Source organism: Actinomadura graeca (genome assembly GCF_019175365.1).
GTDB classification, from domain to species: Bacteria; Actinomycetota; Actinomycetes; order Streptosporangiales; family Streptosporangiaceae; genus Spirillospora; species Spirillospora graeca.
Map to the genome: position 1 here is coordinate 2,916,689 of NZ_CP059572.1, position 24,233 is coordinate 2,940,921.

The window sequence follows — 24,233 nt, forward strand, 5'->3', positions numbered from 1 at the left end:
TGGGACGCGGCGGACCGTCCTTACCGGACGGCCCGCAATCGCGCTCCGGCGCCGTGGGCGGCCCCTTCGTCCGCGACCGGGCGCACCCGCCCCGCTGGTCGCGGAGCTGGGCCGCTGCTAGCCTGGCCGGAGCCGATGATCCCGTGCGGGAGAGTCCCCGGCCGCCAGCGGGGGACGCCGAAGGAGCAAATCCTCCCCGGAACCTCTCAGGCCCACGGACCGCACGGACCAGGCGACCTCTGGAAAGCGGGGACGTCCGTCCCCCGCCGAAGGTGCAAGCCCGCGGCGCACGGCGCGGGTGAAGCTCTCAGGCGCCGATGACAGAGGGGGAGGCACCGGAAACGCCCGGTGCGCGGGTGGGACGATGGGTCCACGCGCGCCCGCGACGAAGGAGCCGAACCCATGTCCGCCGATTCCACCGCCAGAAAGACGCCGCTGCACGACGTCCACCAGGATCTCGGCGCCAACCTCGTCGACTTCGCGGGCTATCTGATGCCGCTGCGCTACGCGAGCGAGACCGCCGAGCACCAGGCCGTCCGGCAGGGCGCCGGGCTGTTCGACCTGTCCCACATGGGGGAGATCTTCCTCGCCGGGCCGGGCGCGGGCGCCGCGCTCGACCACGCGCTGGTCGGCAACCTGTCGCCGATGGCGGTCGGCAAGGCCCGCTACACGATGATCTGCGCGCCCGACGGCGGCGTCCTGGACGACCTCATCGTCTACCGGCTGGCCGACGAGACGTGGATGGTCGTCGCGAACGCCGCGAACACCGCGGTCGTCCTCGACGCCCTGACCGAGCGGGCCGCGGGCTTCGACGCCGCCGTGCGGGACCGCTCCGGCGACTACGCGCTGATCGCCCTCCAGGGCCCCCGCTCCCAGGCGATCCTGGAGGGCTTCACCGACGCGCCGCTGGCCGGGCTGAAGTACTACGCGATCCTCGCGGCCGCGGTCGCCGGCATCGACGCGCTCGTCGCCCGCACCGGCTACACCGGCGAGGACGGCTTCGAGCTGTTCGTCGACGCCTCCGACGCCGTCCGGCTGTGGGAGGCGCTGGCGAAGGCCGGCGGTGTCGTCCCCGCCGGCCTGTCGGCGCGCGACACGCTCCGCCTTGAGGCGGGAATGCCGCTGTACGGCAACGAGCTGACCGCCGAGACGACCCCCTTCGAGGCGGGCCTCGGCCGCGTCGTCAAGCTGGACAAGCCCGGCGACTTCGTCGGGAAGGCCGCCCTGGCGGCGCAGGCGCAGACGCCCCCGGGCCGTAGGCTCGTGGGCCTGGTGGCCCGGGGGCGCCGGGCGCCGCGCAAGGGGTACCAGGTCGTCACGTCGGACGGCACGCCGTGCGGTGTCGTGACGAGCGGCGCCCCGTCGCCCACACTGGGCAGGCCGATCGCCATGGCCTACCTCGACAGCGGTGTCGGGGAGGACGGCCTCGCCGTGGACGTCCGCGGCAGGCACGAGCCGGTCGACGTGGTCGCCCTGCCGTTCTACAAGCGTTCCTGAAACCCTGGAGAGAGAAGAAACGTGAGCGTTCCGGAGCAGCTCCGCTACAGCGAAGAGCACGAGTGGGTCGCCGGTCTCGGCCCCGCCCAGCAGGTCCCCGAGGACGGCATCGTCACCGTCGGCATCACCGCGCACGCCGCCGACGCCCTCGGCGAGATCGTCTACCTCGAGCTGCACTCCTCCGAGGGTGACGCCGTCGAGGCGGGCGAGCCCTGCGGCGAGGTGGAGTCCACCAAGTCCGTCAGCGACCTGTACGCCCCGGTCAGCGGCGAGATCACGGCCGTCAACGCCGCGGTCGTGGACGAGCCGAAGATCATCAACGACGACCCGTACGGCGAGGGGTGGATCTTCAAGGTCCGCGTCTCGGGCGAGCCGGGCGACCTGCTCGACGCCGCCGAGTACGGCAAGCTGATCGAGGAGGGCTGACCGTGGGCCTACACGACCCGCTCGCCACGGCCGACCCCGAGGTCGCCGCGGCACTGGACGCCGAGCTGCGCCGCCAGCAGGGCACGCTGGAGATGATCGCGTCGGAGAACTTCGCGCCCGTCTCCGTCCTGGAGGCGCAGGGCTCCGTCCTGACCAACAAGTACGCCGAGGGGTACCCCGGCCGGCGCTACTACGGCGGCTGCGAGCACGTCGACGTCACCGAGCAGCTCGCCATCGACCGCGCCAAGGCCCTGTTCGGCGCCGAGCACGCCAACGTCCAGCCGCACAGCGGCGCCCAGGCCAACACCGCCGTCTACTTCGCCCTGCTCCAGCAGGGCGACACGATCCTCGGCCTCGACCTGGCCCACGGCGGGCACCTCACCCACGGGATGCGGCTGAACTACTCCGGCAAGGTGCTGAACGTGGTGCCCTACCACGTCCGCGCCGGTGACGGCCTGGTCGACATGGACGAGGTCGCCGCGCTCGCCGCCGAGCACCGCCCGAAGATGATCGTGGCGGGCTGGTCGGCGTACCCGCGGCAGCTCGACTTCGCGGCCTTCCGCGAGATCGCCGACTCGGCCGGCGCGCTGCTCATGGTCGACATGGCGCACTTCGCCGGGCTGGTCGCCGCAGGGCTGCACCCCTCCCCCGTCCCGCATGCGGACATCGTCACGACCACCACCCACAAGACGCTCGGCGGACCGCGCGGCGGCCTGATCCTCGCCCGCGAGGAGTACGGCAAGAAGATCAACTCCGCGGTGTTCCCCGGTATGCAGGGCGGCCCGCTGGAGCACGTGATCGCCGCCAAGGCGGTCGCCCTCAAGATCGCCGCGTCGGAGGAGTTCCGGGTGCGGCAGGCCGCCACCGTCGAGGGCGCGCGGATCCTCGCCGCGCGCCTGCTCGCCGAGGACGCGGCGAAGGCCGGTGTCAAGGTGCTGACCGGCGGCACCGACGTGCACCTCGTCCTGGTCGACCTGGTCGGCTCCGAGCTGACCGGACGCGACGCCGAGGACCTGCTGCACGGCATCGGCATCACCGTCAACCGCAACGCCGTCCCGAACGACCCGCGTCCCCCGATGGTCACCTCGGGCCTGCGGATCGGCACCCCCGCCCTCGCCACCCGCGGCTTCACCGCCGCGGACTTCACCGAGGTCGCGGACGTGATCGCGCTCGCCCTGCAGCCCTCCCCCGACCGTGACGCGCTCGCGGCCCGGGTGAAGGCGCTCGCCGACGCGCACCCTCTGTACCCGGACCTGTAAGCGCCCTCCGCCCCCTCCGCGCCCGCGGAGGGGGCGCCACACGGAGGTAGCCATGGCCATCAGCGTTTTCGACCTCTTCAAGATCGGCATCGGCCCCTCGTCCTCCCACACCGGCGGCCCCATGGCGGCGGCGCACCGTTTCGCGCGCGGCCTGCACGAGGACGGGCTCCTGGCGAAGACCGCGTCCGTGCGGGTGGTCCTCTACGGCTCCCTCGGCCTCACCGGGAAGGGCCACGGCAGCGACAAGGCCGTCATGCTGGGCCTCGAAGGCGACAAGCCCGAGCTCGTCGACGTGGACAAGGTGGACGAGCGCCTGGCCGCGATGCGCGAACGCGGCGTCATCAGCCTCTTCGGCGACCACGAGGTCCCCTTCGTGGTGAACGACCACCTCGTCTTCGAGCGCAAGGAGTCACTGCCGGGCCACCCCAACGGGATGCGGTTCGCCGCCCTCGGCGAGTCCGGCGAGGAGATCCGCGCCAAGGTGTACTACTCGGTCGGCGGCGGCTTCATCGTCGACGAGAACGCCACCGGCGCCGACCGCATCAAACCGGACGACACCGTCCTGCCCCACCGGTTCGACACCGCCGCCGAGCTCCTCGAACGCTGCCACGAGACGGGCCTGTCCATCTCGGCGCTGATGCTGGAGAACGAGAAGGCGTTCGGCCGCTCGTCCCAGGAGATCCGCGACGGCCTGCTGGGGCTCTGGGAGGTGATGCGCGCCTGCGTGACCCGCGGCTGCACCCGCGAGGGGCTCCTGCCGGGCGGCCTCAAGGTCCGCCGCCGCGCGCCGCAGCTGCACCGCCAGCTGTCCGCCGAGAAGGCGTCCGACCCCCTCCACGCCATGGACTGGGTCACCCTCTTCGCGCTGGCCGTCAACGAGGAGAACGCCGCCGGAGGCCGCATCGTCACCGCCCCCACCAACGGCGCGGCGGGCATCGTCCCCGCCGTCCTGCACTACTACGACCGGTTCGTCCCCGGCCGCGACGACGAGGGCGTGGTCCGGTTCCTGCTCACCGCGGGCGCGATCGGCGTGCTGTTCAAGCAGAACGCCTCGATCTCCGGCGCCGAGGTCGGCTGCCAGGGCGAGGTGGGCTCCGCGTGCTCGATGGCCGCCGCCGGGCTCACCGAGGTCCTCGGCGGCACCCCCGAGCAGGTCGAGAACGCCGCCGAGATCGGCATCGAGCACAACCTCGGCCTCACCTGCGACCCCGTCGGCGGCCTCGTCCAGGTCCCCTGCATCGAGCGCAACGCGATCGGGGCGATCAAGGCCATCAGCGCCGCCCGCATCTCGCTGCGCGGCGACGGCCGCCACTTCGTCTCGCTCGACAAGGCGATCAAGACGATGCGCGACACCGGCCGCGACATGCTCGACAAGTACAAGGAGACCTCACGCGGCGGCCTCGCCGTCAACGTCATCGAGTGCTGACGGTCAGCCGACGCGGGCGCCCCGTCCCGTCGGGGAGTGGGCGCCCTCCCGCGCCTCCTTGCCGCAGTGGCGGCAGACCACCTGCGGGCTGACCGTCTCGCCGCAGGAGTGCTGCCACCGGACGGGCGGGTCGTCGGGATGCAGGTGGCGGTCGCCCCACCGCATCAGCACGAGCAGGACGTCGCACAGCTCCGCGCCCGCCGCAGTCAGGTGGTACTCGTGCCGGACGGGATGGTCGCTGTAGCGCTCGCGGCGGATGACCCCGTGGGACTCCAGCTTGCGCAGCCGCGCCGTGAGGATGTCGCGGGACGCGCCCGTGTTGTGGACGATCTGGTCGAAGCGCCGCACACCATAGCTGAGCTCGCGGATCGCCAGCAGACTCCAGCGCTCGCCGACCAGGTCCAGGGTGTCGGCGATGGAGCACTCGCGCGGATCGGCGTCCTTCGGCATACCGGGAAGCCTAGCCGCCGGACCCGCCCCGCTCACCGTCACAGCCGCTCGATCACCGTCGCGTTGGCGAGCCCCCCGGCCTCGCACATGGTCTGGAGCCCGAACCGTCCCCCGCGGTCCTCCAGGGCGTGCAGCAGCGTCGTCATGAGGCGCGCGCCGCTGGCGCCCAGCGGGTGGCCGATGGCGATGGCGCCGCCGCGCACGTTCACCCGCGCGAGGTCGGCGCCGGTCTCGCGCTGCCAGGCCAGGACGACCGGCGCGAACGCCTCGTTCACCTCGAACAGGTCGATGTCGTCCAGGTCCAGGCCGGAGCGCGCCAGCACCTTCCCGGTGGCGGGAATGATCGCGGTGAGCATCAGCAGCGGGTCGTCGCCGGTCACCGCGAACCCGTGGAACCGGGCCCGCGGACGCAGCCCGAGCCGCCGGGCGACGTCCGCGGCCACGACCAGCACCGCGGCGGCGCCGTCGTTGACCGGGGAGGCGTTGCCCGCGGTGATCCGCCAGCCGATCTCGGGGAACCGCTCCGCGACCCGCTCGTCCCGGTAGGCGGGCGGGAGCCCCGCGAGGGCCTCCGGCGACGTCCCCGGGCGGACGGACTCGTCCCGCCACCCCGTCCAGGCGACCTCCCGGTCGAACTCGCCGTTCTTCCACGCCCCCGCGGCCCGCTGGTGCGACTCGTACGCGTACGCGTCGAGCTCCTCACGCGGCAGGTCCCACCGCGCCGCGATCAGCTCCGCGCTGATGCCCTGCCGCACGAGCCCGCCCGGATACCGCTCGGCGAGCATCGTCCCGTACGGATCGACACCGGGAGGCACGGCCGACCCCATCGGCACCCGCGACATCGACTCCACCCCGCACGCGATGGCGACGTCGTACGCGCCGCTCTGCACGCCCTGCGCGGCGATGTGCAGCGCCTGCTGCGAGGACCCGCACTGCCGGTCGACCGTCATGGCGGGCACGTGCTCGGGGAACCCGGCGGCGAGGACGGCCGTCCGCGTGATGTTGGCCCCCTGCTCCCCTGCCTGGGTCACGACGCCGCCGATGACGTCGTCCACCAGCGCCGGGTCGATCCCCGCCCGCTCGACGAGCACCGCCAGCGTCCGCGCCAGCAGGTCCGCCGGATGCCCGGCGTGCAGCGCCCCGTCCGGCTTGCCCCGTCCCACCGGAGTCCGCACCGCCTCCACGATCACCGCGTCCCGCACGACCCACCTCCGTCTGTATTTCCAACTCAGTATGCGCTGAGCAAGTTCGAGAAAACAACCCTCCCCTCTCGGCAACACCGACGGGCGCACCGCCATCGCCGCCCACCGGGTCAGCGCCGTCTGAGCACAATGCCGCTGGGTGGGGCGGCGCCGCCGGTGGTCACCTGCCCCGGCGGCGCCGCCCCGGCTTCTACCGCTCGGCCTCACGCTGCCGGGCGGCGGCACGCTCGACGATGTCGCCCCACACCCGAATCCCGGACGACTCGACGCGCTCGCCCTGGAAGTGGCGGCGGGCGGTCAGCATGTTGTCCAGGACGAGGTTGTAGGCGGCCAGCGCCTCACCAAGGCGCCGGGCACGCTCGGGACCTAAAGGCACCGGTCACCTCCCGTCCTGGACGCGGCGGCGCGTGGCACGGGAAGAAGCACGCACCGCCGCGTCGCAGAAGGGCCGCCCGGCCGGCGGGGGCGGGTACAACGTGATGCCGGCCGGGCGGCGGACACGAGGCGCCGGTGCCGCCAGAGCGCTCGTGCCGGTCGCACAGCCTCGCCCACGGGGGCTTCCACTCCACCCGGGCGTCCAGCGATGCGACGAAGGGGTGGGCACGGCGTCCTATCGCGCCCTCGACACCGCGCCCACGCTCATACGCCCGCCCCACGCAAGACGTGCATGATGCGATCGGCGACACCCGGCGTCTCCGTCAGCGGGCCGATGCCCTGCCCCCAGCCCCACCGGAAGACGGCCTCATCAGCCACGATCTCGTCATTGAGCCCAGGCGCGCGGGGGTTGCAGACATGCAGCGCCTGCCTACCACCAGCCCCGGTGCACACAGTGGCGTGCCACCCACGCTCCCGCAGCTCGGTCCCTAACCGCTCCAAATGCGCGGCCGTCGTCGCTTCCATGGGTCAGAACGGTATGGGCCACTGAACACGCTGGGTTGCCAAGTGACAACAGACTGCGAAATCACTAGTGGGGGACGCCCATCCGCGCGGCCATTCCGCGCAGCTCACGGCCTCCGGCGGCTGCTCGGGCCTGCTTCAGCAGGACGGCGACGGTCTCGCGTACCGGCTTGCTATTGCGGATCCACTGCGGGGCGGTGGCCTCTGCGCGGTACAGCCACCGCACCGCCTCGGCTCTGGTCTTGGATTCCTGGGCCAGCCCACGGCCCACGTCGGCGAGGAAGGCCGCGTGCCGACCGCTCTTGTGCACGAGCTTGGACTCATCCACTTCGCGGGCCAGATCGAGGACGGCGCCGCCACGCTGCCCGCACTCCACGTTCACGGCGACGTTCCACACCCCGACGTTCGTCGCCGAGAAACTCATCCAGTTGTCGTCGGGAGTGTCCGGCAGCCGCGCGGCCAGGCGTGAAGCCTCGCCGATCCAGTCGACGGCGCGGTCCGGGTCGCGGTTCACCGCCGCCGCGAGCGAGGCCGACAGGGTCAGCATGCCGAGGACCTCACGTCCGCTCCCACCATCCGCGTGCGGCTCCAGGCGATCAGCGGCGCGCTCGGCGGCGAGGAGCGTCCGGTCCCACGAGCCCGCCCGCGGCATGGTGTGGACGCGAAGAAAGTCGGCCTGCCCACGCCGCACCGGATCGTCCAGGATCCCCGCGGCCTCCTCGGCCCGGACGGCGGCCAGGTGCGCCAGATCGGGATAACCGAGGTCCTTGCACGTGAACGTCGCGGCGACACACGCGTCCACGAGGGTCTCCAGTGCGGTCCGGTAGACCGCCTCGTCGGCGGGATCGCAGGCGTGGTGATGGAGTTCGTCCAGCAGCCACGGCAGCGACCTTCCGACCTCCAGATAGTCGCATGCCTGGTGGTAGGGCTCGATGCGGTGCATCTCGGTGACCAGGTCCTCGATCGGCCGGGCGCGCTCGACGCCAGGCGCGGCAAGGGTGTTGGTCTGGAGGGCGACCCGGATCGCGGGGACCACGGTATGCGGGTCGGCCTGAAGCGGGTCGGCACCAAGATGGGGCCCGCCGACAAGGTCGGTCTCCGACACCCGCAGCGCGGACGCCAGAGCGGAGATGTGCGAACGACGATCGAGCGCGCGATGGCCACGCTCGGCCCGGGACAGAAAACTCTTACTCAGCCCCGCCTGCCCGGCGAGCTGGTCCAGCGTCATTCCGCGCCAGCGGCGCAACTCCCGGAGTCGGGCCCCGACGGTGGCCTCGTCATGCATTGGCCCCGCATCCTTCCAGAGCGTCTCGACAACCTCGGCTACGGCGCGCGTTCGCATCTCGTCAGGCTGCTAGGCGAGGGCCCGTGAGATCACTAATGCGGGACGCCCATCCGCGCGGCCATCCCGCGCAGCTCACGACCGACGGCAGCGGCCTTGGCCTGGGCGAGCATCACGCCGACGGTCTCATGGACCGCGGTCGAGTTGCGGATCCTCTGCGGTGCGACCGCCTCCGCCCGGCGTAGCCACCCGGTGGCCTCCCGCTGGCAGCCCGGGTCCCGTGCCAGGCCCCGGCCGACGTCGGCGAGGAATGCCGCATGCCGAGACCGCCTCACGCTGATCGTCTCCTCGTCGACCGCCTCGGCGAGTCGCAGGACGGCGCCCCCGCTCTGACCGACCTCGACGCCGATGGCGACGTCCCAGACGCCGACGTTCGTGGCGGAGAACGCCGACCAGTTTTCCGGGTCGTCGGGCACGCGGGCGGCAAGCGTTCGGGCCTCGCCCATCCAGCCCTCAGCCGCAGCCGTCTTGTGCTGCACCGCCGATGCCATCGCCGCCGACAGGCTCAGCATGCCGAGCACCTGAAGGCCCAGCGGTTCGGTCGCGTGCGGCTCCAGCACCCCCGCCGCCCGCTCGGCGGTGACCTGCGCTCGGCTCCACGAGGACTCGCGGGGCATGGTCTGCACCCGCAGATAGGCGGCCTTGCCCACGGTCACCGGATCGCCGGTCAGCCGGGCCGCCTCCATCGCACGCGACGCCGCCTGGTGAGCCAGGTCGGCGTAGCCGAGGTCCTTGGTCCGGAACGTGGCGTACATGTAAGCCTCGACGAGCGCGGTCAGCGCGCCGCGCTCCGTGGCCTCGTCCACCGGTTCCGCGATGTGCCAGTGCAGCTCGTCGATGACGCTGGGCAGGCGTGCGCCGAGCGCGAGGTAGTCGCAGGAGTGGAATACCGCGTCGAGCGACCGGATCTCGGCGAGCAACTCGGCCAGCGAACGCGCCCGCTCGACCGCCGCGTCTCCGATCCAGTTGGTCTGGATCGCTGCCCGCAGCGCGGGAACGGCGGCATGTGGCGCCGACTGGACCGGGTCGGGAGTGAGGTGCGGACCGCCGACCAGATCGACCTCCGACACTTTCAACGCCGTGGCGAGGGCGGCGATATGGGACCGGCGGTCGAGCGCGACCTTGCCGTTCTCCACCTTGGACAGAAACCCCTGGCTGAGGCCGGCCAGATCGGCGAGGGCCTGCATGGACATCCCGCGCCAGCGGCGCAGCGCTCGTAGTCGGACACCGATGGTCGTCTCGTCGTACATCGGCCTCGCACCCTTCCGGAGTGTCTCGACGACCTCAGGCTACGGCGCGCTGCCGTTCTCGTCAGGACCGTCAAATGAGCAGTTCTCCCTCAGCCGAGGGCTCCTCCATGGTGGCGCCCCGGGCACCCCGTCCTGCCGGACGCGCCGGAGCAAGAAGCCGCCCGGCCGACGGGGGCGGTGTCGGCCGGGCGGCGAGCACGGATCCATCACCGCCTCGGCAGGAGACCCGTGCCGGTCGCGCAGCCTCGCTCGCGGGTGCCTCCCAGTCCGCCCAGGCGTCCAGCTGCACGACAGTTGAGTGGATGCGGCGTCCTATCGCGCCCGCGACACCGCGCCCACGCTCATACGCCCGCCCCACGCAAGACGTGCATGATGCGATCGGCGACACCCGGCGTCTCCGTCAGCGGGCCGATGCCCTGCCCCCAGCCCCACCGGAAGACGGCCTCATCAGCCACGATCTCGTCATTGAGCGCCTGCCTACCACCAGCCCCGGTGCACACAGTGGCGTGCCACCCACGCTCCCGCAGCTCAGTCCCTAACCGTTCCAAATGCGCGGCCGTCGTCGCTTCCATGAGACAGGACGGTAATCGTGTGATGACAGAGGGTTATGCAGAGATGAATGTCAGTGCGGGATGCCCATCCGGGCCGCCATCCTCCGCAGGTCACGGCCGACAGCCACGGATTTCGCCTGCGCCAGCATGACCGCGACGGCCTCGCGGACGGTGGGGCTGTTGCGGATCCGCTGCGGCGCCACCTTCTCGGCCCGGCCGAACCAGTGCAGGGCCTCGCGTTGCGTCCGCCGGTCCCGGGCCAGCCCGCAGCCGACGTCGGCGAAGAACGAAGCCTTGCGGCTCGACCGCCCCAGCTTCGCCTCGTCGATCCCTTTCGTCAGTTCCAGGACCGCCGCCCCTGCGGCGCCTTGCTCGACCTCGATCGTGACCCGCCAGACGCCCACGTTCGTGGTGCTGAAGGACTGCCAGTTCGTCATGGGCTCGTCCGGCACGCGCTTCGCCAGGCGCGCCGCCTCGGCAAGCCAGTGCTCAGCGCCCGCCTTGTCGCGCAGCGTCGCGGCGGCGAGCGACGCGGAGAGGGTCAGCATGCCGAGCGTCTCCAGCGCTCCCGGCCGACCGGCATACGGCTCCAGGGCGTCCGCTGCGTGCCCGGCCATCAGGCGTGTCCGCTCTTGCGACGTCTTCGGCATGGTCTGCACCTTCAGGAAGGCGGCCTTGCCCACCTGCACGGGCTCGTCCAAGCGGTGCGCGGCCTCCGCCGCACGGGCTGCGGCGGCGTAGGCGAGGTCGGGGTACCCGAGGTTCTTGGCGGTGAAGGTCGCGCAGACGCACGCCTCGACGAGGGCGCGCAGCGCGATCCGCTGTGCCTGCTCGTCGTGCGGGTCGGCAGTATGGACGTGCAGTTCGTCCAGGACGTCGGGAAGTCGCTCACCGATCGCCGTATAGTCGCAGGCCCGCCGCAGCGGCTCCAGTTCGTCCAGCACTGCGGCGGTCAGATCCGCCAACGGCCGGGCCCAATCCGTCGTCGGCAACATGAGGGCGTTCGCCTGAAGGGTTGCGCGTAAGGCGGGGATGTGACCGTGCGGAGCCGACTGCACCGGATCAGGTGTGAGGTGCGGACCGCCGACCAGATCGACCTCCGATACCCTCAGCGCCGCGGCGAGGCCGGCGATATGGGACCGGCGGTCGAGCGCGACCTTCCCGTTCTCCAGCTTGGACAGATGTCCCTGACTGAGCCCGGCCAGATCGGCGAGCGTCTGCATGGACATTCCGCGCCAGCGGCGCAACTCCCGGAGTCGGGCCCCGACGGTGGCCTCGTCATACATCGGCCTGCACCCTTCCAGAGCGTCTCGACAACCACAGGCTACGGCGCGCTGCCGTTCTCGTAAGGCCGCTTGCGACGGCCCGCGAGATCATCAATGCGGGACGCCCATCCGCGCCGCCATCCCGCGCAGCTCACGACCACCGGCGGCGTCCGCGGCACGGGCCAGCATCGCCCCGACCGTCTCCCGGACGGGCATCGAGTTGCGGATCTTGTGGGGTGCGACGGCTTCCGCGCGGCGGAGCCACTGCATGGCGTCGCGCTGCGAACGAGGCTCGCGTGCCAGCCCACGGCCGACATCGGCGAGGAACGTGGCGTGACGCCCCCGACGTGGGATCAGCTTCTCCTCGTCGACGGCCTTGGCCACGTCGAGCAACGCCCTCCCGCTTTCGCCGCGCTCGGTCGCCAGGCTGACCTTCCAGACACCGACGTTCGTCAGGGAGAACGCCCCCCAGTTCCCGCCGGGGTCGTCGGCTGTACATGCGGCGAGTTCCGCGGCCTGATCGAGCCAGTGCTCCGCCCGGTCGTATTTGTAGAGCACCGTGGCCATGAGGGCGGCCGCCAGCGTCAGCATCCCCAGCACCTGCACGCCGAGGTCGTCGTGGACGTGAGGTTCAAGGGCGTCCGCCGCGTCCTCGGCCGCGGTGAGGCTCAGCTCTCGGGTGGTCGTGGGCATCGTGTGGATGCGCAGTGACGCGGCCTTGCCGGTGGTGACGGGGGTGTCGAGGATGCCCGCCACCTCGGCTGCGCGCATCGCAGCGATATGGGCGAGGTCGCTGTATCCGAGATCCTTGCTGGTGAAGACGGCCCTCTGGAACGCCTCGATCAGCGCCTCAAGCGCGACCCGATGAGCGGCCTCATCGGCGGGGGCGCACGCGTGCACGTGCAGCTCGTCGATGACCGCGGGCAGCTCCCGTCCGACCTCGACGAGATGGTTCTGACGGTCGATCCGCACCACTTCGGCGACCAGCTCGGGCAAGGGGCGCGCCCGGTCGGCCACCGGTGCGGTCAGGGTATTGGTCGTCAGCGCAGCGCGGATGGCGGGGACCGTAGTGTGCGGCTCGGCTTGAGCCGGGTCGGTGGTCAGGTGCGGAGCGCCCACCAAATCGGTCTCCGAGACACGGAGCACCCTTGCGAGGGCGGAGATGTGCGAGCGGCGATCGAGCGCTCGATGGCCACGCTCGGCCCGGGACAGGAAACTCTTGCTGAGCCCCGCCTGCCCGGCGAGCTGGTCCAGCGTCATCCCGCGCCAGCGGCGCAGCGCCCGGAGTCGGGCCCCGATGGTGGCCTCGTCATACATCGGCCTGCACCCTTCCAGAGCGTCTCGACAACCACAGGCTACGGCGCAAGGCCCTACCTCGTCAGGGCCGTTGCACGAGCAGCACTACTTCCTCAGTCAAGGCCCATCCATGGCGACGCACCCAGGACCCTCCAAAAGCGCCGTATTAGACCCGTCAACGGGCACCGCGCCGACCGCCTGACGCCCCACCGCAGACACCGAAGGAGACGGTGCCGACGATGACCGTCGTGGTGGCGGTTCCTCAGTACCCGGCATGGATCCCACCTCTCCTTACCCTCTGCCCGCCTCCGGCTGGTGTTCTTGACCAATGAACAAAGGTCATTAACAGTGACAACTGGAGCACGTGGCATTTGATCAATGGACCTTCCGCTTCGCCGACCCTCGGCCCGTCAGTTCGCACCGCTGGTCGCTCACCTTGATCGCACATAGTGAGTCTGTAATCGCCTGCACCCCACAAGGTTCACGGTCTCTCGTGAGCCCGAAGAACGACCGAATGACCCCAAAGGCGCCCTGGCCCGCACATACCACGAAATCAACCGGTCGACAATTCATCAATCACGTCCCAAGCGCAAGGCCGGATCGCCGAGCCGCCGAGCTCGAAGATGCCTGGGCCAGGCCGATCTAGGCCAGCGAGGGTACGGCCAACCTTGCGAGGTGCAATCGTGGATAACCTCAGCGGCAAGGGTCACAATGTGGATAGCGTCGAGCCAGCTGGAGGCTGCGGACGGACGTGACCTTTGCCAACCAGACTAGCGCTGAGATCCATGCTTATGCTGGCATGTCGGTCAGGGAGAATTATGCACAATTTAGGATCACGAGACAGATCTTGGGTCCGTTCATCGGAAGTCGACGCGGGTACTGCGACTGCGCCGAAGGCACCGACAAGATCGTTGATTGTGCTGACGTTCCTCTGCCAAACTTGCCCATGGTCGCTGCCAGCCGCCGGGGGCGCTGCCGTTCGGATGAGAGGCCACCGGGTTCACTGGGTCACATGTGAAGCCGAGATCATCGATGATTCGGCTACTCAAGGCCGTTCACTCGACGAACCGAGCGAAGGTGTGGATTCCCAGCCCCAGTCCTCGGAGCAGGTCTCGGCGGCGATGATCGACTGTCACGTCTCATCGTTCGCCGGGCAGTGTCGGCAGAGAGCAAAACATGTGGCGGCTCCTAGGTCGACTTCAGTCCGACTTCACCGGAAGCTAAGACGACCGTCGTCATCGAAGAGCGCCATGACCGACCGGATCCAGCACCCTCGAAGATCCCTTCTGGCCGCGCCGCATGTGGTCGGGTACGGCAAGGAAGCTCTCCCGCGATGACATCGCATCGTGGCCGGTTCACAAACCGGTTCTCACCGTCCCCAGGAGGTGTCGTGGGCGTGGACACCGCGAGCAGCGCCGAACGGGCCGAGGAGCTCCGTAACGCCCTTGTCGACACGATCATCGTCGACCACACGGCCAAGGGCCTGAAGATGCCCGCCGTTGTGGAGCGGGCGATGCGGAAGGTTCCCCGCGAGGTGTTCACTCCAGGCGTCCCGCTCGAAAAGGCGTACGCGAACACCGCGGTCATCACCAGCAGGCGCGGTGAAGAGACCACCGGCTCGGTGTCGGCGCCGTACTTGATCGCGGAAATGCTCGGTCAGGCGGTCGACGCGCTCGGCGGCCTGGAGGGCCGCGATGTTCTGGAGATCGGGAGCGGCGGCTACAACGCGTCGCTATTACGGGAACTCGTCGGGTCGGCAGGGTCGGTCACGACCGTCGACATCGACCCCGAGGTGACCGATCGGACGGCCTCCTGCCTTAAGCGGGCAGGTTACAACGACGTCACCATTGTGTGCGCGGACGCCGAGCACCCGGTCGAACCGGGCCGCCATTACGACCTGATCATCGTCACCGCAGCGGCCTGGGACATCCCGGCGGTGTGGCGTGAACAGCTCACCCCAGATGGCGTGCTGGTGGTCCCGCTGCGCACATTCGGGATGACCCGGTCGTGGGCGCTGCAACGCTCGGGGAACCGGCTGGCCAGTCACAGCCACCGCCAGTGCGGGTTCGTCTCGATGCAGGGCGACGGAGCCCACCGGATGCGGTACGTCGATATCGCCCCTGGTGTCCACCTGCGGCTCGATGAGGGCCGACACATGGCCCCAGAGGCGCTGGGTGGCATGGCCGCCGACTTGCTCACCCAGCCCCGCGAGCAGGCATGGGCCGGTGTGAGCCTCCCGCCCCGCACCGTGCTGTCCGACCTGGATCTGTGGCTGGCCGCCCGCCTCGCCGCCGAGGCGGGTGAGTTCGTGGTTCTGACGGCGCAGGCGGCGGCCGTCGAGTCCGGCATCGTCGCGCCGTCGTGGCGGTTCGGAGCCCCCGCCATCCTCGATGGGGGCGCGTTCTCCTACCGGTCAGCACTGCGCTGGACCGGCAGATTGTTTGATCTGGGCGCGATCGCCCACGGGCCCCGCGCCGCTGCGGCGGCCGGGCAGATGGTCGAGCACATGCGTGCGTGGCTGGAGGCCGACGGTCCATCCCCGATTCTGAACGTCCTGCCGGCACGCACTCCCGAGGGCGACCTGCCGGGCGGGACCGTCCTGGACAAGCCGCACAGCCGCATGGTTCTGAACTTCCCCACCGTCACCTCTCGATGAGAAGGGAAAGCCCCTGATGGAGCACGATGAGCAGTACCAGCTGAACGTCCGTCTGGTCGACTCTGGGGACACCATGAGCGGCCACGCCACCAGCACCGATGACGATTGCGGCTCAGGCAACACCGGCTCGGACGCCTGCACCACCAACGCCGACGAGGTCGACACGTACAGGCGCTGACGCCCGACTCACCCTGGCGGGGCTTGCTACCCGCGGCCTCGCGTGCTGAGGGCCGGGTCCCGGCCTGTCGCACGGCTGCCCTTCCAACCTTCGGTACGGTGAGCGACCCGTGTTCCACGCGGCGGACGTGGCCTTCATCAGGGCCGCCGCCTACTCCGATGATCTGGTCTTGCCCGCTTGGCCTGACCTGTCCGCCGACCGGCCCGGACAGTGGCTGGAGTGGCTGCGGGAGGCGTGGACGCTGCCGGGGTTCGCGACGACCGTCACAGTTGCCGCTCCCGAGTTCGCGGCCCAGATCACGCGCGCTCTGGCTGGCGAACCGGTCAGGACACGCCGGCTGCGGCGCCTGGTGGAGGCCACGGTCCGTTACCTGCTGAGGTGGACGACCCGGGCGACCCCGTTCGGGTATTTCGCCGGTGTGGCGCCCGTCGAGCTCGGCTCACGCGCGTCGGTCCGCTGGAGCGGGCGGCATCATGCCGTGACCCGTCCCGACGACGGTTTCATCGCCGAGCGAACCGCGCTGGCCGAGCGGACACTACCGGTGCTGCGCACGGTCGCGGTGATGACGAACTCCCTCGGATACGCCCGTGGTGGCAGGTGGGTGCTGCCGTGCGCCCGCACCGAGCACGACAGGCTGTGGGACGTTGAGATCGAGTTGACCGCTCCGGTGCGAACGGCGGTCGAGACGGCCGTCTCCGCGATCCCGTTCGGGGACCTGACCGCCAGGGTCGCCGACACTCTGCCAGGCGGTATGGCCGAGGCCGAGCGGCTACTGGCCGCACTGGTGGACGCCGGGGTGCTGCTATCGGCGATCCGGGCGCCGATGACCGTGACCGACCCGTCCGCGCATCTGAGCCGCCACATGGATCTGCCCGACCCTGGCGACCGGATCGCGGTCGACCTGCGTGTCGGCTGCTCGGCGACCCTGCCTCCCGCGGTGGTGGCCGCAGCCGAGGACGCGGCGGGCGCGCTCACCGCGGTGGCGCCGCGCCTGCCCGGCTGGGCCGCCTACCATCGCGCGTTCATCGAACGGTGGGGGCCGGGCGCAGCCGTGCCGCTGGGCGAAGTGGTGACGATCCTCGGGTTTCCCGCCGGGTACCGGGGCTCACATCATCGTGCCTCCGCGGATTTCACGTCCCGCGACGCGCTCCTCGCCGACCTCGCCCAGCGATCGGCGTTAGGCGGCTGCACAGAGGTCGTCCTCGATGACGATCTGATCGCGTCGCTGCGCGGCGACGACGACCGGCCACCGATCCCCCACACCGAACTCCGCTTCACCCTCGCCGCCCGCACGCTCCACGACCTGGACCGGGGCGCGTTCATCTTGACCGTGGTGAGCGGTGCCCGCCACGCCGGCGTCTCGGCCGCCCGGTTCCTGCACCTGCTTACTTCAGAGGAGTTGGAGCGCTTCCGCGATGTCTACGCGGACCTGCCCACCGCCATGGCCGGCGCGGACACCGTCCAACTGTCGGGACCTCCGCTCAGAGCCCGCCTGGCCACCGTCGCCCGCGCGCCCGAGCTGCTCCCCGTCCTGCCCGTCGGGGACTTCCACCCCGATCCGCCCTTGACCCTCGCAGACCTGGCAGTGGCCGGTGACGGGCAGCGGCTGTGGCTGGTATCCCGCATCACCGGCCGACCGGTCGAACCGTTGCTGCTCAATTGCGTGCGGCTGCCGAACGCCCAGCAGCCCCTGGTCCGATTCCTGACCGAGATCTGGACGGCGTGGACCGCCCCGTGCGCCCGGTTCGATTGGGGGCACGCGAGCGGCTTGCCCTTCCTCCCGAGGATCCGGCGGGGCCGCTCAGTCCTGCACCCGGCCCGCTGGGCCGTCTCCAAGGCCGAGTTGCCCGGCCGCGCCGCGCCGTGGCCGCACTGGCGGGCCGCGTGGCAGCGGTACCGCGAACGGCATGAGGTGCCGCGCGAGGTGCTGATCAGTCAGAGCCGGGGATTCGACGACATGCGGCTACGTCTGGATCTGGACGAGCCCGCCCACCTGGCGGTACTGCGCGGCCACCTTCACCGGCACCGTGGCGCCGCCCTCACCGAGGCCGCCGCATCGTCCGGCTGGATCGGCGGCAGACCGGCCGAGCTCCTGCTCACCCTCACCTCGACGCCGCCGGGCCCGCGGCGACCCGCCCGGCCCGCCCGTCCCGTCAGCACCCTCCAGCACCGTCCCGGACGGTCGCGGTGGCTGGACGCCCGGCTCTTCGGCCGATCCCAGGCCGTCCTCACCGACATCCTCGCCCGTCTCCCGGAACTCCCCGCAGGCTGGTGGTTCTTGCGCTACCCCGACCCGGCACCCCACCTACGCCTCCGGATACCGCTGTGCGACACGAGCCGATTCGCGGGCACCGCCCAGGACCTCGCCCTCTGGGCCGATCAGCTGCACCACGACGGATTGATGGCCGACTATGCCCTGGCCACCTACCGGCCTGAGACCCGCCACGGAACCGGCCCGACCCTGACCGCGGCCGAAGCGGTCTTCGCCGCCGACTCCCGCGCCGTCCTCGGGCGGCTGGCGGGTGATCGGGAGGCCGCCACAGCCGCTGGGATGATCGCTATCGCTCAGGGGTTCACCGGCGGCGACGGCGCGCAGTGGCTCGTCGATCACGTGCCGCACCGCACCGGGTCACGCTTGGATCCAGCCCAGCTCGCCCGCATCCGCGCCTACCCAGACCACGACGCGGAGTTAGCGGGGACGCTGGCCACCTACCGAGCGCTCGCCCACTGCGACGGACTGGACACCGACCAAATCCTGGCCGACCTGCTGCACCTGCACCACGCCCGGATGATCGGCATCGACACCTCGTCCGAATGGCACTGCCTCCGGCTGGCCCGCGCCATCGCCAACAGCGACCGCCACACCGGACGCCGCGACCGAGGCTCCACAAGCAGGGCGTTATGAGCAGAGGGCAGAACCTTGCCGACGGAGCCGCCGGCATCGCCCTCCTCCACCTGGAAACCGGCGACTGGGAAGCCGCGTACGCAGCACTGCAGGAGGCGGCCTCCGAAGGCGTGAGCATCGCCGCCGGAGCCAGCCTCTACTACGGCGCGCCCGCCCTCGCGTTCGTTCTCGCCGCGTCCGACCAGGCAGGCCTCGCCCACGCCAAGGCCGTCACCGCCGCAGGGACCGCGACGGTGACGCGCCGTCGCCTGGAAGCCGCCCACCGGCGCATCGACCAACGCCGGCGCCCCGTCTACGCCGAATTCGATCTCATCCGCGGGCTGACCGGACTCGGCGTCGCCCTTCGCCGCATCGGCGCTCTCGGCCTGCTCGGTGAGGTGCTGGCCTACCTGGTCCGGCTCACCGAGCCGCTCGACGGGCTCCCCGGCTGGTGGTGCCCGACCGGCCCCGAATACGCCAAGCCCGGTCCCGCCGGAGGCCACGGCAACCACGGGATGGCTCACGGTATCGCCGGGCCCCTCGCGCTGATGGCACTGACGATGAGCGATGGCGTCCAAGCCGACGGACAGCCAGCGGCCCTCGTCCGCATCTGCCAGTGGCTTGATCACTGGGAACGTCAGACCGACCGCGGCCACGCGTGGTGGCCGGAGATCATCACGCTGGACGAGTTACATCGGGGCACCACCCGGCAACAGGGCCCCTTGCGGCCGTCGTGGTGCTACGGCACTCCAGGCATCGCCCGAGCCCAGCAACTCGCCGCCCGCGCCCTCGGCGATACCGCGCGCCGGCTCAAGGCCGAAGCGGCATTCGCGGCGTGCGTGAACGACCCCGGGCAGTTGGCCCGCCTCACCTGCCGCGGCCTCTGCCACGGAACAGGTGGGCTCGTGGCGATCGCACGGCGAATCGTCGCCGACGCACGCACGCCGATCCCCCTCTCCCCACTGCTGAACCTGCACCGGCAAACCACCCCCGCACCCGACGAGGCACCCGGTTTCCTCGACGGGACGGCCGGAGCCGAGGTGACCGTCGCGGGAAACACGACCTCCTGGGACGCCTGCCTCCTGCTGTGCTGACGAAGGGCCAGATCATGGACGAGATCCCCTGCGAACGCTCTTCCTGGAACCAGGTGAACATCGCCTTCCCCGGCAAGGACGCCCGTGAGCGTGAACGGCAGGCCGCCGCCCACCTGGCGCGGATCCTTCCCGCCGCCGAGGCCGATGGCCTCATCACCTCGTGGTTCTTCGTCCGCAAGGACCGCTGGCGCGTCCGCTACCTTCCCGCAGAACCCGGCGACCGCTCGGTCCGTTCTCTGCTCACCCAGGGCGTCGCTTGGACCAGCGAAATCTACGAGCCCGAAATCCACGCCTTCGGCGGCCCCGCCAGCATGGACAGCACGCACGACCTGTTCCACGCCGACAGCCGTCACGTCCTCACGTTCCTCAACGGCGCGCCCAGCGACCGCAGAGAACGGTCACTGATCCTGCTCACCGCACTCATGCGGGCCTCGGGCCTGGAACTCGGTGAGCAAGGCGACGTGTGGGCCCGCATCGCCGAACAACGCTCCGCCCTGCGCGGCGCACCACCAGCCCCCGACACCTGGGCCTCCTTCACCGACGACGTCCGGCGGCTCCTCCTCGGCAGGCCCCGGCCGGCCGACATCGGAAACGACTGGCTCACCGCATTCGAGAAGACAGGCAGACAACTGAGAGCCCTGCGAGAAAGCGGCCGGCTCACACGGGGGATCCGCGCTGTGACCACCCTCCACGTGATCTTTCACTGGAACCGGATCGGCATCACCGGCCCCGCACAGGCGGCACTCGCACAGGCCGCAAAAGAAGCGACCCTCCCCCCTCACTGACCCGCACTTCGATCAGTGCCCCACATCATGCTGGCCGGGAGTGAGCTGGCCTATGTCATGGGGGTGGAGTAGTGCAGCGGGGGCAGGGGGCTCGGCCGCGCATTCCTTCCTGGAGGCTCACGACCTCGCCCGCGCCCAGGCATGCCGGGCACAGGCCCGACTCGGTGACGGCGGCGTGTTGCCCCAGGGGAGGACGCGGGGCGGCTGGGTCCGGTGGGGCGGGCGGGTCGGTTGTGCCGTCGCGGTTGCCGGTGCCTTCGCAGTGCCAGCAGCCCACCTCAATCCAGGACGCGCGGCCGGTCATCACCAGCCGCCGGATGCCGCGGCAGTGCTTGCAGGCGGGGGCATCCCAGTCGTCCATCAGACCGCCCCTCCCCCGCCGCAGGCGGTGCACGTCACCCACGGGCGCTCGACGCGGGCCGTCTCGTTGCTCTGGCCGTTGACCTCGGCGTAGTGGCCGCCGGCGGCGCATTTGCGGGGACGGCGGTCTCGCTCCTGGGACACGGAAGCGACACTAAGGGGCAAGGGCGGACGCGGCCATGGCCTGGTGGTGACGCTGCGCTGCCTTCGACAGGTCACTGACGAGCCTTTCGCCGTTCACAGCACCGCGCAGCACCGGGGCGGGGCTCATCCGGGGTACTTCGTCACTTCGAATCGGATGGTCCCGCGCGATGCTGCGCGATGTCGTTCGGGCTGCTCAGGGGCCCGTGCCGTGGTGTCTTGGTTCCCTCCATGCGTCGAAGAGCCCCTTCGGTGGAGCCGCCCGGGTCTGATGGTCGGCCAAAGCCGCCTCCTCGCTGGGCTTGACGTCAGGGTCACTTCGGACACTAGCCATGTAAGGCGATATAGGCGCCCAAATAGCATCAAAGGTGTTGTCAATCGTGTCCTACTCGTCGGAGACGAGGCGGAGGCGGACGACCGCCGGGACCTCTTCGCGTTCCAGGGCGGTGCACAGGCGGCGGAGCGCCTCGTCCGTGATGCGGTGCCGCAGGTCGGAGAGGTCGGCGTGGCGGCCGTAGGCGACGTTCAGGCGCAGCCTCGGCCTTCCGGACGTGCCGAGCAGGCGCGCGCGGACGTTCCGGACGCCCGGGTAGTCCCCGATCTCCGCCTCCAGCGCGTCGGTCACCGCCTTGGCCGGGAGGCGCGTGCCGCCTTCGCGGGGTTCCGGTTCCAGCCGGAGGGCGTGCAGCCTGGACGAACGTGCCTGGGCCAGCAGCCAGGCGAGCCCCAGCAGGGCGAGCACGACGGCCGCGGCCGTCACGGCGGGCCAGAACCACGAGTGGTCGCCCGCGTAGTCGCGCACCCGGTCGCTGAGCACCGCGGACGACGCCCGGCGGTCGCCGAAGGCGCCGAGGCCGCGTGCGAGCGCCGCGGCGCCCGGGAGTGCCAGGAGCAGGCCGAAGAGGATCAGGCCGGTCCGGTTGAGGTGGGCGGGACGGCGGTCCATCAGCCCTCCCGCAGCTTGACCCGCACCGACACCGAGCGGTCGGGCACCGGCCGGAGCCGGTCGAGGCGTTCGCCGACGGCCGCGCCGACGCGGCCGCCGAGGTCCGCGGACTCGCGGACGGGCGTCTCGGCGACCACCCGCACGCGGCGGCGGCGCAGCTTCACCCGGCGCACGCCGGACACGCCCGGGGCGTCCCCGGCGGCCGAGGCGACGGCGCCCTTCAGGCCGCGCCGGGTCACGCCCATCAGCAGCGACGGGTCGTCGCCGTGCAGCGGGACGACGCGGGTCCGGCCCGGCAGCAGCCCGGCCAGCAGGAACAGCAGCCCGAGCAGCGTGAGCCCGGCGGCGGCCGCGAGGAAGGCGGTGTCCTCCCAGGCGGTGTCCTCCGCCCAGTCCCGGACCCTCCCGTAGGGGACGATGTGCGCCGGGCTCCCGGCCCACGCGGAGACGATCTCGATGGCGGTGATCACACCGGCGGCGGTCAGCAGCAGCGCGGCGATCAGCGCGGGCCACACCCTGCGGGGGCGGAACGCGTGCCGCGCCGCCCGGTCGGCCCGCGCGATCACGACACGGTCCTCTCACTGACCGGGCGGCGCAGCTCGGCGACCTCGATGTCCACCTGCCGGACGGACAGCCCGGTCAGCCTCTCCACCCGCCCGCGCACGCCCTCGCGGACGCTGTGGGCCACCGTCCGCACCGGCTTCGGGTAGGCGACCGACATCGCCATCTTGACGGTGACGATCCCGGCGTCCACCCGGACGTCGGTCGCGGCCGGGCGGCGTCCCGGCACCGGCACGCCGAGGACGGTCCGCGCGAGCCCGCCGGTGTCCTCGACCTCGTCCACCACCTTCGAGACGATCCGCGCCACCGCCCGGTCGCTGATGGTCGTCTTCCCGCGTCCCGTGTCCAGGGCGGCGGCGGGCGCGTCCTCCTGCTCGGTGTCCGTCATCGCGGGCGCTTGCCGGTGTTCCGCGGCGACAGCAGCTGGCCGATGTCCAGGTCGCCCTCCACGGCGCGGCCGACGAGGAAGCCGAGGGCGCCCAGGAACAGGACGATGAAGAAGGCGCCGAAGCCGCCGAACGCGCCCGCGAAGCCGAGGGCGGTGCCGAAGGCGAGCCCGACGAGGGGCCACAACTGGAGTCTCATCATGATCGCCTCATTCCATGTCACCGACGAGGACGTCGATCGGCAGGTCGCCGACGACGGGACGGACGAGGCGCCGGACGTCCTCGGCCGTCTCGGGGAACGGGCGGCTCGCGCGGGCGACGATGCCCACCTCGACGCGGTCCGGGTGGACGGCCACACCGGTGAACGGCAGCCCGGCCCGGTAGGTCACGATGCGGGCCATCGGCCCGGCGGTGAGCGACGGGACGTCGGGGCAGGACAGGGCCGCGTCGGCGATGCGCTCGGCCTGCGACCTGGCGGCGGCGCGCTCCTCGCCCGGCGCCCGCGCGGGCGCGGTCATCGCACCCGGGGCTGGTCGGAGTCGGACTCGCGCTCGTTCTCGCCCTGGACGTAGATGTCCTCCACGTCGATGTTGACCTCGACGACCTCCAGCCCGCACATGTGCTGGACCTCGCCGATGACGTTGTCGCGCACCGCGTTGGCCAGCTCGGGGATGGACACCCCGTAGTCCACGACCAGGTCGAGATCGACCGCGGCCTGCCGCTCGCCGACCTGGACGGACACCCCGCGGTTGGCGCCCGCCGCGCCGGGCAGCCGCTCCCGGACGTTGCCGAAGGCGCCGCCGTCGCCCATCGAGTGCACGCCGCCGACGTCGCTGGCGGCCCTGCTCGCGATCTTGGCGACCACGCCGTCGGCGATGTGCGTCTTGCCGCCGGACGTGACGAGCCCGCCGCCCGTGCTTCCCCCCGGTGCCGGTGCGGCCCCGGCCCCCGTGCTCTTCCGCTCCTCGTTCACGGCACCCCCCGATGCTCATGCGCTGTGCGTTAAATGCTCGGAGGGAGCGGAAAGAAACCAAACATCAGGTCAACACCGCTTTGCCCGGTAACGACCGGCCCGTTCGGAAGCGGCCCCCCGTCCGGCGGGACGAAGCCGAGGCGGCCCCGCCGGACGTCCGGCCAGGAGGACGGGACCTCAGCGGGCCCCTCCCCGGCCGGGATCGCGGCTCACTTCTCGAACATCGCCCGCATCTTCCTGGCGGCGTCGCTCAGCTTCCGCTTGTCGTCCCCGGGCCTCTTCCTCGTGCGGGCCTCGCTCCGGTTCTCGCCCTCCGGCTCCACGGCCTCGGCCCGAACCCGTTCCGTCTCGCGGTCCGCCTTGTCGTTCACGACAACTCCCCCGTGTCACTGACGAATCGTTCGTCCC

Annotated in this window: 24 protein-coding genes and 2 riboswitches; of the genes, 9 read left to right on the top strand and 15 right to left on the bottom strand. The window is 71.3% G+C overall.

The window, feature by feature from the left end; all coding sequences use genetic code 11:
* Positions 1-136: 136 nt before the first annotated feature.
* A riboswitch (glycine riboswitch) is annotated at positions 137-232 on the top strand.
* Between the two features lie 4 nt (positions 233-236).
* A riboswitch (glycine riboswitch) is annotated at positions 237-327 on the top strand.
* A gap of 75 nt (positions 328-402) precedes the next feature.
* The 4 genes from gcvT to AGRA3207_RS12850 are packed head-to-tail and all read left to right on the top strand — an operon-like array spanning position 403 to position 4,608.
* On the top strand, positions 403-1,497 hold the full coding sequence (gene gcvT, locus AGRA3207_RS12835) for a glycine cleavage system aminomethyltransferase GcvT (RefSeq protein ID WP_231334844.1): 1,095 nt from the start codon (positions 403-405) through the stop codon (positions 1,495-1,497).
* Between the two features lie 21 nt (positions 1,498-1,518).
* Positions 1,519-1,923, top strand: a complete 405-nt coding sequence (gcvH, locus tag AGRA3207_RS12840) for a glycine cleavage system protein GcvH (RefSeq protein WP_231334845.1) — start codon at positions 1,519-1,521, stop codon at positions 1,921-1,923.
* Positions 1,920-3,182, top strand: coding sequence for a serine hydroxymethyltransferase (locus tag AGRA3207_RS12845; protein WP_420830910.1), 1,263 nt, complete (start codon positions 1,920-1,922; stop codon positions 3,180-3,182). The genes gcvH and AGRA3207_RS12845 overlap by 4 nt, the downstream gene beginning before the upstream one ends.
* A 52-nt stretch (positions 3,183-3,234) precedes the next feature.
* Complete coding sequence (locus tag AGRA3207_RS12850; RefSeq protein ID WP_231334847.1) at positions 3,235-4,608, top strand: L-serine ammonia-lyase; 1,374 nt, start codon at positions 3,235-3,237, stop codon at positions 4,606-4,608.
* A gap of 3 nt (positions 4,609-4,611) precedes the next feature.
* Here the strand turns inward: AGRA3207_RS12850 and AGRA3207_RS12855 are convergent, their stop codons facing one another.
* From AGRA3207_RS12855 to AGRA3207_RS12885, 7 genes are all read right to left on the bottom strand, one after another.
* The gene (locus AGRA3207_RS12855; RefSeq protein ID WP_231334848.1) at positions 4,612-5,058 is read right to left on the bottom strand and encodes a winged helix-turn-helix transcriptional regulator; all 447 of its coding nucleotides are present in this window, start codon (positions 5,056-5,058) and stop codon (positions 4,612-4,614) included.
* Between the two features lie 38 nt (positions 5,059-5,096).
* Complete coding sequence (locus tag AGRA3207_RS12860; protein ID WP_231334849.1) at positions 5,097-6,260, bottom strand: thiolase family protein; 1,164 nt, start codon at positions 6,258-6,260, stop codon at positions 5,097-5,099.
* Positions 6,261-6,450: 190 nt separating this feature from the next.
* Positions 6,451-6,636: a hypothetical protein gene (locus tag AGRA3207_RS12865; RefSeq protein WP_231334850.1), complete on the bottom strand. Its 186-nt coding sequence runs from the start codon at positions 6,634-6,636 to the stop codon at positions 6,451-6,453.
* Between the two features lie 588 nt (positions 6,637-7,224).
* Positions 7,225-8,442, bottom strand: coding sequence for a helix-turn-helix domain-containing protein (locus tag AGRA3207_RS12870; protein ID WP_231334851.1), 1,218 nt, complete (start codon positions 8,440-8,442; stop codon positions 7,225-7,227).
* Between the two features lie 92 nt (positions 8,443-8,534).
* Positions 8,535-9,749, bottom strand: a complete 1,215-nt coding sequence (locus AGRA3207_RS12875) for a helix-turn-helix domain-containing protein (protein WP_231334852.1) — start codon at positions 9,747-9,749, stop codon at positions 8,535-8,537.
* A 622-nt stretch (positions 9,750-10,371) separates the two neighbouring features.
* On the bottom strand, positions 10,372-11,586 hold the full coding sequence (locus AGRA3207_RS12880; RefSeq protein WP_231334853.1) for a helix-turn-helix domain-containing protein: 1,215 nt from the start codon (positions 11,584-11,586) through the stop codon (positions 10,372-10,374).
* A gap of 90 nt (positions 11,587-11,676) precedes the next feature.
* Positions 11,677-12,882: a helix-turn-helix domain-containing protein gene (locus AGRA3207_RS12885; protein WP_231334854.1), complete on the bottom strand. Its 1,206-nt coding sequence runs from the start codon at positions 12,880-12,882 to the stop codon at positions 11,677-11,679.
* Positions 12,883-14,251: 1,369 nt separating this feature from the next.
* Here AGRA3207_RS12885 and fxlM point away from each other — a divergent pair.
* The 5 genes from fxlM to AGRA3207_RS12910 all read left to right on the top strand — a co-directional run bounded on the left by fxlM (position 14,252) and on the right by AGRA3207_RS12910 (position 20,458).
* Complete coding sequence (gene fxlM, locus AGRA3207_RS12890) at positions 14,252-15,517, top strand: methyltransferase, FxLD system (protein ID WP_231334855.1); 1,266 nt, start codon at positions 14,252-14,254, stop codon at positions 15,515-15,517.
* Between the two features lie 16 nt (positions 15,518-15,533).
* Entirely contained in the window at positions 15,534-15,695 is a 162-nt protein-coding gene (fxlA, locus tag AGRA3207_RS12895; RefSeq protein ID WP_231334856.1) for an FxLD family lanthipeptide, read from the top strand.
* A gap of 109 nt (positions 15,696-15,804) precedes the next feature.
* The gene (locus tag AGRA3207_RS12900) at positions 15,805-18,600 is read left to right on the top strand and encodes a lantibiotic dehydratase (protein WP_231334857.1); all 2,796 of its coding nucleotides are present in this window, start codon (positions 15,805-15,807) and stop codon (positions 18,598-18,600) included.
* Positions 18,597-19,673, top strand: coding sequence for a lanthionine synthetase C family protein (locus tag AGRA3207_RS12905; protein WP_231334858.1), 1,077 nt, complete (start codon positions 18,597-18,599; stop codon positions 19,671-19,673). The genes AGRA3207_RS12900 and AGRA3207_RS12905 overlap by 4 nt, the downstream gene beginning before the upstream one ends.
* Before the next feature lie 14 nt (positions 19,674-19,687).
* Positions 19,688-20,458 carry a thiopeptide-type bacteriocin biosynthesis protein gene (locus AGRA3207_RS12910; RefSeq protein WP_231334859.1) on the top strand — a complete coding sequence of 257 codons (771 nt, stop codon included), beginning with the start codon at positions 19,688-19,690 and terminating at the stop codon, positions 20,456-20,458.
* A gap of 360 nt (positions 20,459-20,818) precedes the next feature.
* Here the strand turns inward: AGRA3207_RS12910 and AGRA3207_RS12915 are convergent, their stop codons facing one another.
* The 8 genes from AGRA3207_RS12915 to AGRA3207_RS12950 all read right to left on the bottom strand — a co-directional run bounded on the left by AGRA3207_RS12915 (position 20,819) and on the right by AGRA3207_RS12950 (position 24,196).
* Complete coding sequence (locus AGRA3207_RS12915) at positions 20,819-20,962, bottom strand: hypothetical protein (protein ID WP_231334860.1); 144 nt, start codon at positions 20,960-20,962, stop codon at positions 20,819-20,821.
* A 382-nt stretch (positions 20,963-21,344) separates the two neighbouring features.
* On the bottom strand, positions 21,345-21,905 hold the full coding sequence (locus AGRA3207_RS12920; RefSeq protein ID WP_231334861.1) for an alkaline shock response membrane anchor protein AmaP: 561 nt from the start codon (positions 21,903-21,905) through the stop codon (positions 21,345-21,347).
* Positions 21,905-22,471: a DUF6286 domain-containing protein gene (locus AGRA3207_RS12925; protein ID WP_231334862.1), complete on the bottom strand. Its 567-nt coding sequence runs from the start codon at positions 22,469-22,471 to the stop codon at positions 21,905-21,907. Before AGRA3207_RS12925 ends, AGRA3207_RS12920 begins: the two co-directional genes overlap by 1 nt.
* On the bottom strand, positions 22,468-22,854 hold the full coding sequence (locus AGRA3207_RS12930; protein WP_231334863.1) for an Asp23/Gls24 family envelope stress response protein: 387 nt from the start codon (positions 22,852-22,854) through the stop codon (positions 22,468-22,470). The genes AGRA3207_RS12925 and AGRA3207_RS12930 overlap by 4 nt, the downstream gene beginning before the upstream one ends.
* Complete coding sequence (locus AGRA3207_RS12935) at positions 22,851-23,054, bottom strand: hypothetical protein (RefSeq protein WP_420830883.1); 204 nt, start codon at positions 23,052-23,054, stop codon at positions 22,851-22,853. The genes AGRA3207_RS12930 and AGRA3207_RS12935 overlap by 4 nt, the downstream gene beginning before the upstream one ends.
* A gap of 7 nt (positions 23,055-23,061) precedes the next feature.
* Positions 23,062-23,370 (bottom strand): hypothetical protein, encoded by a 309-nt coding sequence (locus AGRA3207_RS12940; protein ID WP_231334864.1) that lies wholly within the window; start codon positions 23,368-23,370, stop codon positions 23,062-23,064.
* Entirely contained in the window at positions 23,367-23,825 is a 459-nt protein-coding gene (locus tag AGRA3207_RS12945) for an Asp23/Gls24 family envelope stress response protein (protein ID WP_231334865.1), read from the bottom strand. The genes AGRA3207_RS12940 and AGRA3207_RS12945 overlap by 4 nt, the downstream gene beginning before the upstream one ends.
* 209 nt (positions 23,826-24,034) lie before the next feature.
* A complete protein-coding gene (locus AGRA3207_RS12950; RefSeq protein WP_231334866.1) occupies positions 24,035-24,196 on the bottom strand; it encodes a hypothetical protein in 162 nt (53 codons plus the stop codon).
* Positions 24,197-24,233 lie beyond the last annotated feature (37 nt).

Coding starts and splice junctions, on each gene's coding strand:
- gcvT (WP_231334844.1), top strand. CDS start 403: ATGTCCGCCGATTCCACCGCCAGAAAGACGCCGCTGCACGACGTCCAC.
- AGRA3207_RS12850 (WP_231334847.1), top strand. CDS start 3,235: ATGGCCATCAGCGTTTTCGACCTCTTCAAGATCGGCATCGGCCCCTCG.
- AGRA3207_RS12855 (WP_231334848.1), bottom strand. CDS start 5,058: ATGCCGAAGGACGCCGATCCGCGCGAGTGCTCCATCGCCGACACCCTG.
- AGRA3207_RS12870 (WP_231334851.1), bottom strand. CDS start 8,442: ATGCATGACGAGGCCACCGTCGGGGCCCGACTCCGGGAGTTGCGCCGC.
- AGRA3207_RS12875 (WP_231334852.1), bottom strand. CDS start 9,749: ATGTACGACGAGACGACCATCGGTGTCCGACTACGAGCGCTGCGCCGC.
- AGRA3207_RS12880 (WP_231334853.1), bottom strand. CDS start 11,586: ATGTATGACGAGGCCACCGTCGGGGCCCGACTCCGGGAGTTGCGCCGC.
- AGRA3207_RS12885 (WP_231334854.1), bottom strand. CDS start 12,882: ATGTATGACGAGGCCACCATCGGGGCCCGACTCCGGGCGCTGCGCCGC.
- fxlA (WP_231334856.1), top strand. CDS start 15,534: ATGGAGCACGATGAGCAGTACCAGCTGAACGTCCGTCTGGTCGACTCT.
- AGRA3207_RS12905 (WP_231334858.1), top strand. CDS start 18,597: ATGAGCAGAGGGCAGAACCTTGCCGACGGAGCCGCCGGCATCGCCCTC.
- AGRA3207_RS12910 (WP_231334859.1), top strand. CDS start 19,688: ATGGACGAGATCCCCTGCGAACGCTCTTCCTGGAACCAGGTGAACATC.
- AGRA3207_RS12920 (WP_231334861.1), bottom strand. CDS start 21,905: ATGGACCGCCGTCCCGCCCACCTCAACCGGACCGGCCTGATCCTCTTC.
- AGRA3207_RS12930 (WP_231334863.1), bottom strand. CDS start 22,854: ATGACGGACACCGAGCAGGAGGACGCGCCCGCCGCCGCCCTGGACACG.
- AGRA3207_RS12935 (WP_420830883.1), bottom strand. CDS start 23,054: ATGATGAGACTCCAGTTGTGGCCCCTCGTCGGGCTCGCCTTCGGCACC.
- AGRA3207_RS12940 (WP_231334864.1), bottom strand. CDS start 23,370: ATGACCGCGCCCGCGCGGGCGCCGGGCGAGGAGCGCGCCGCCGCCAGG.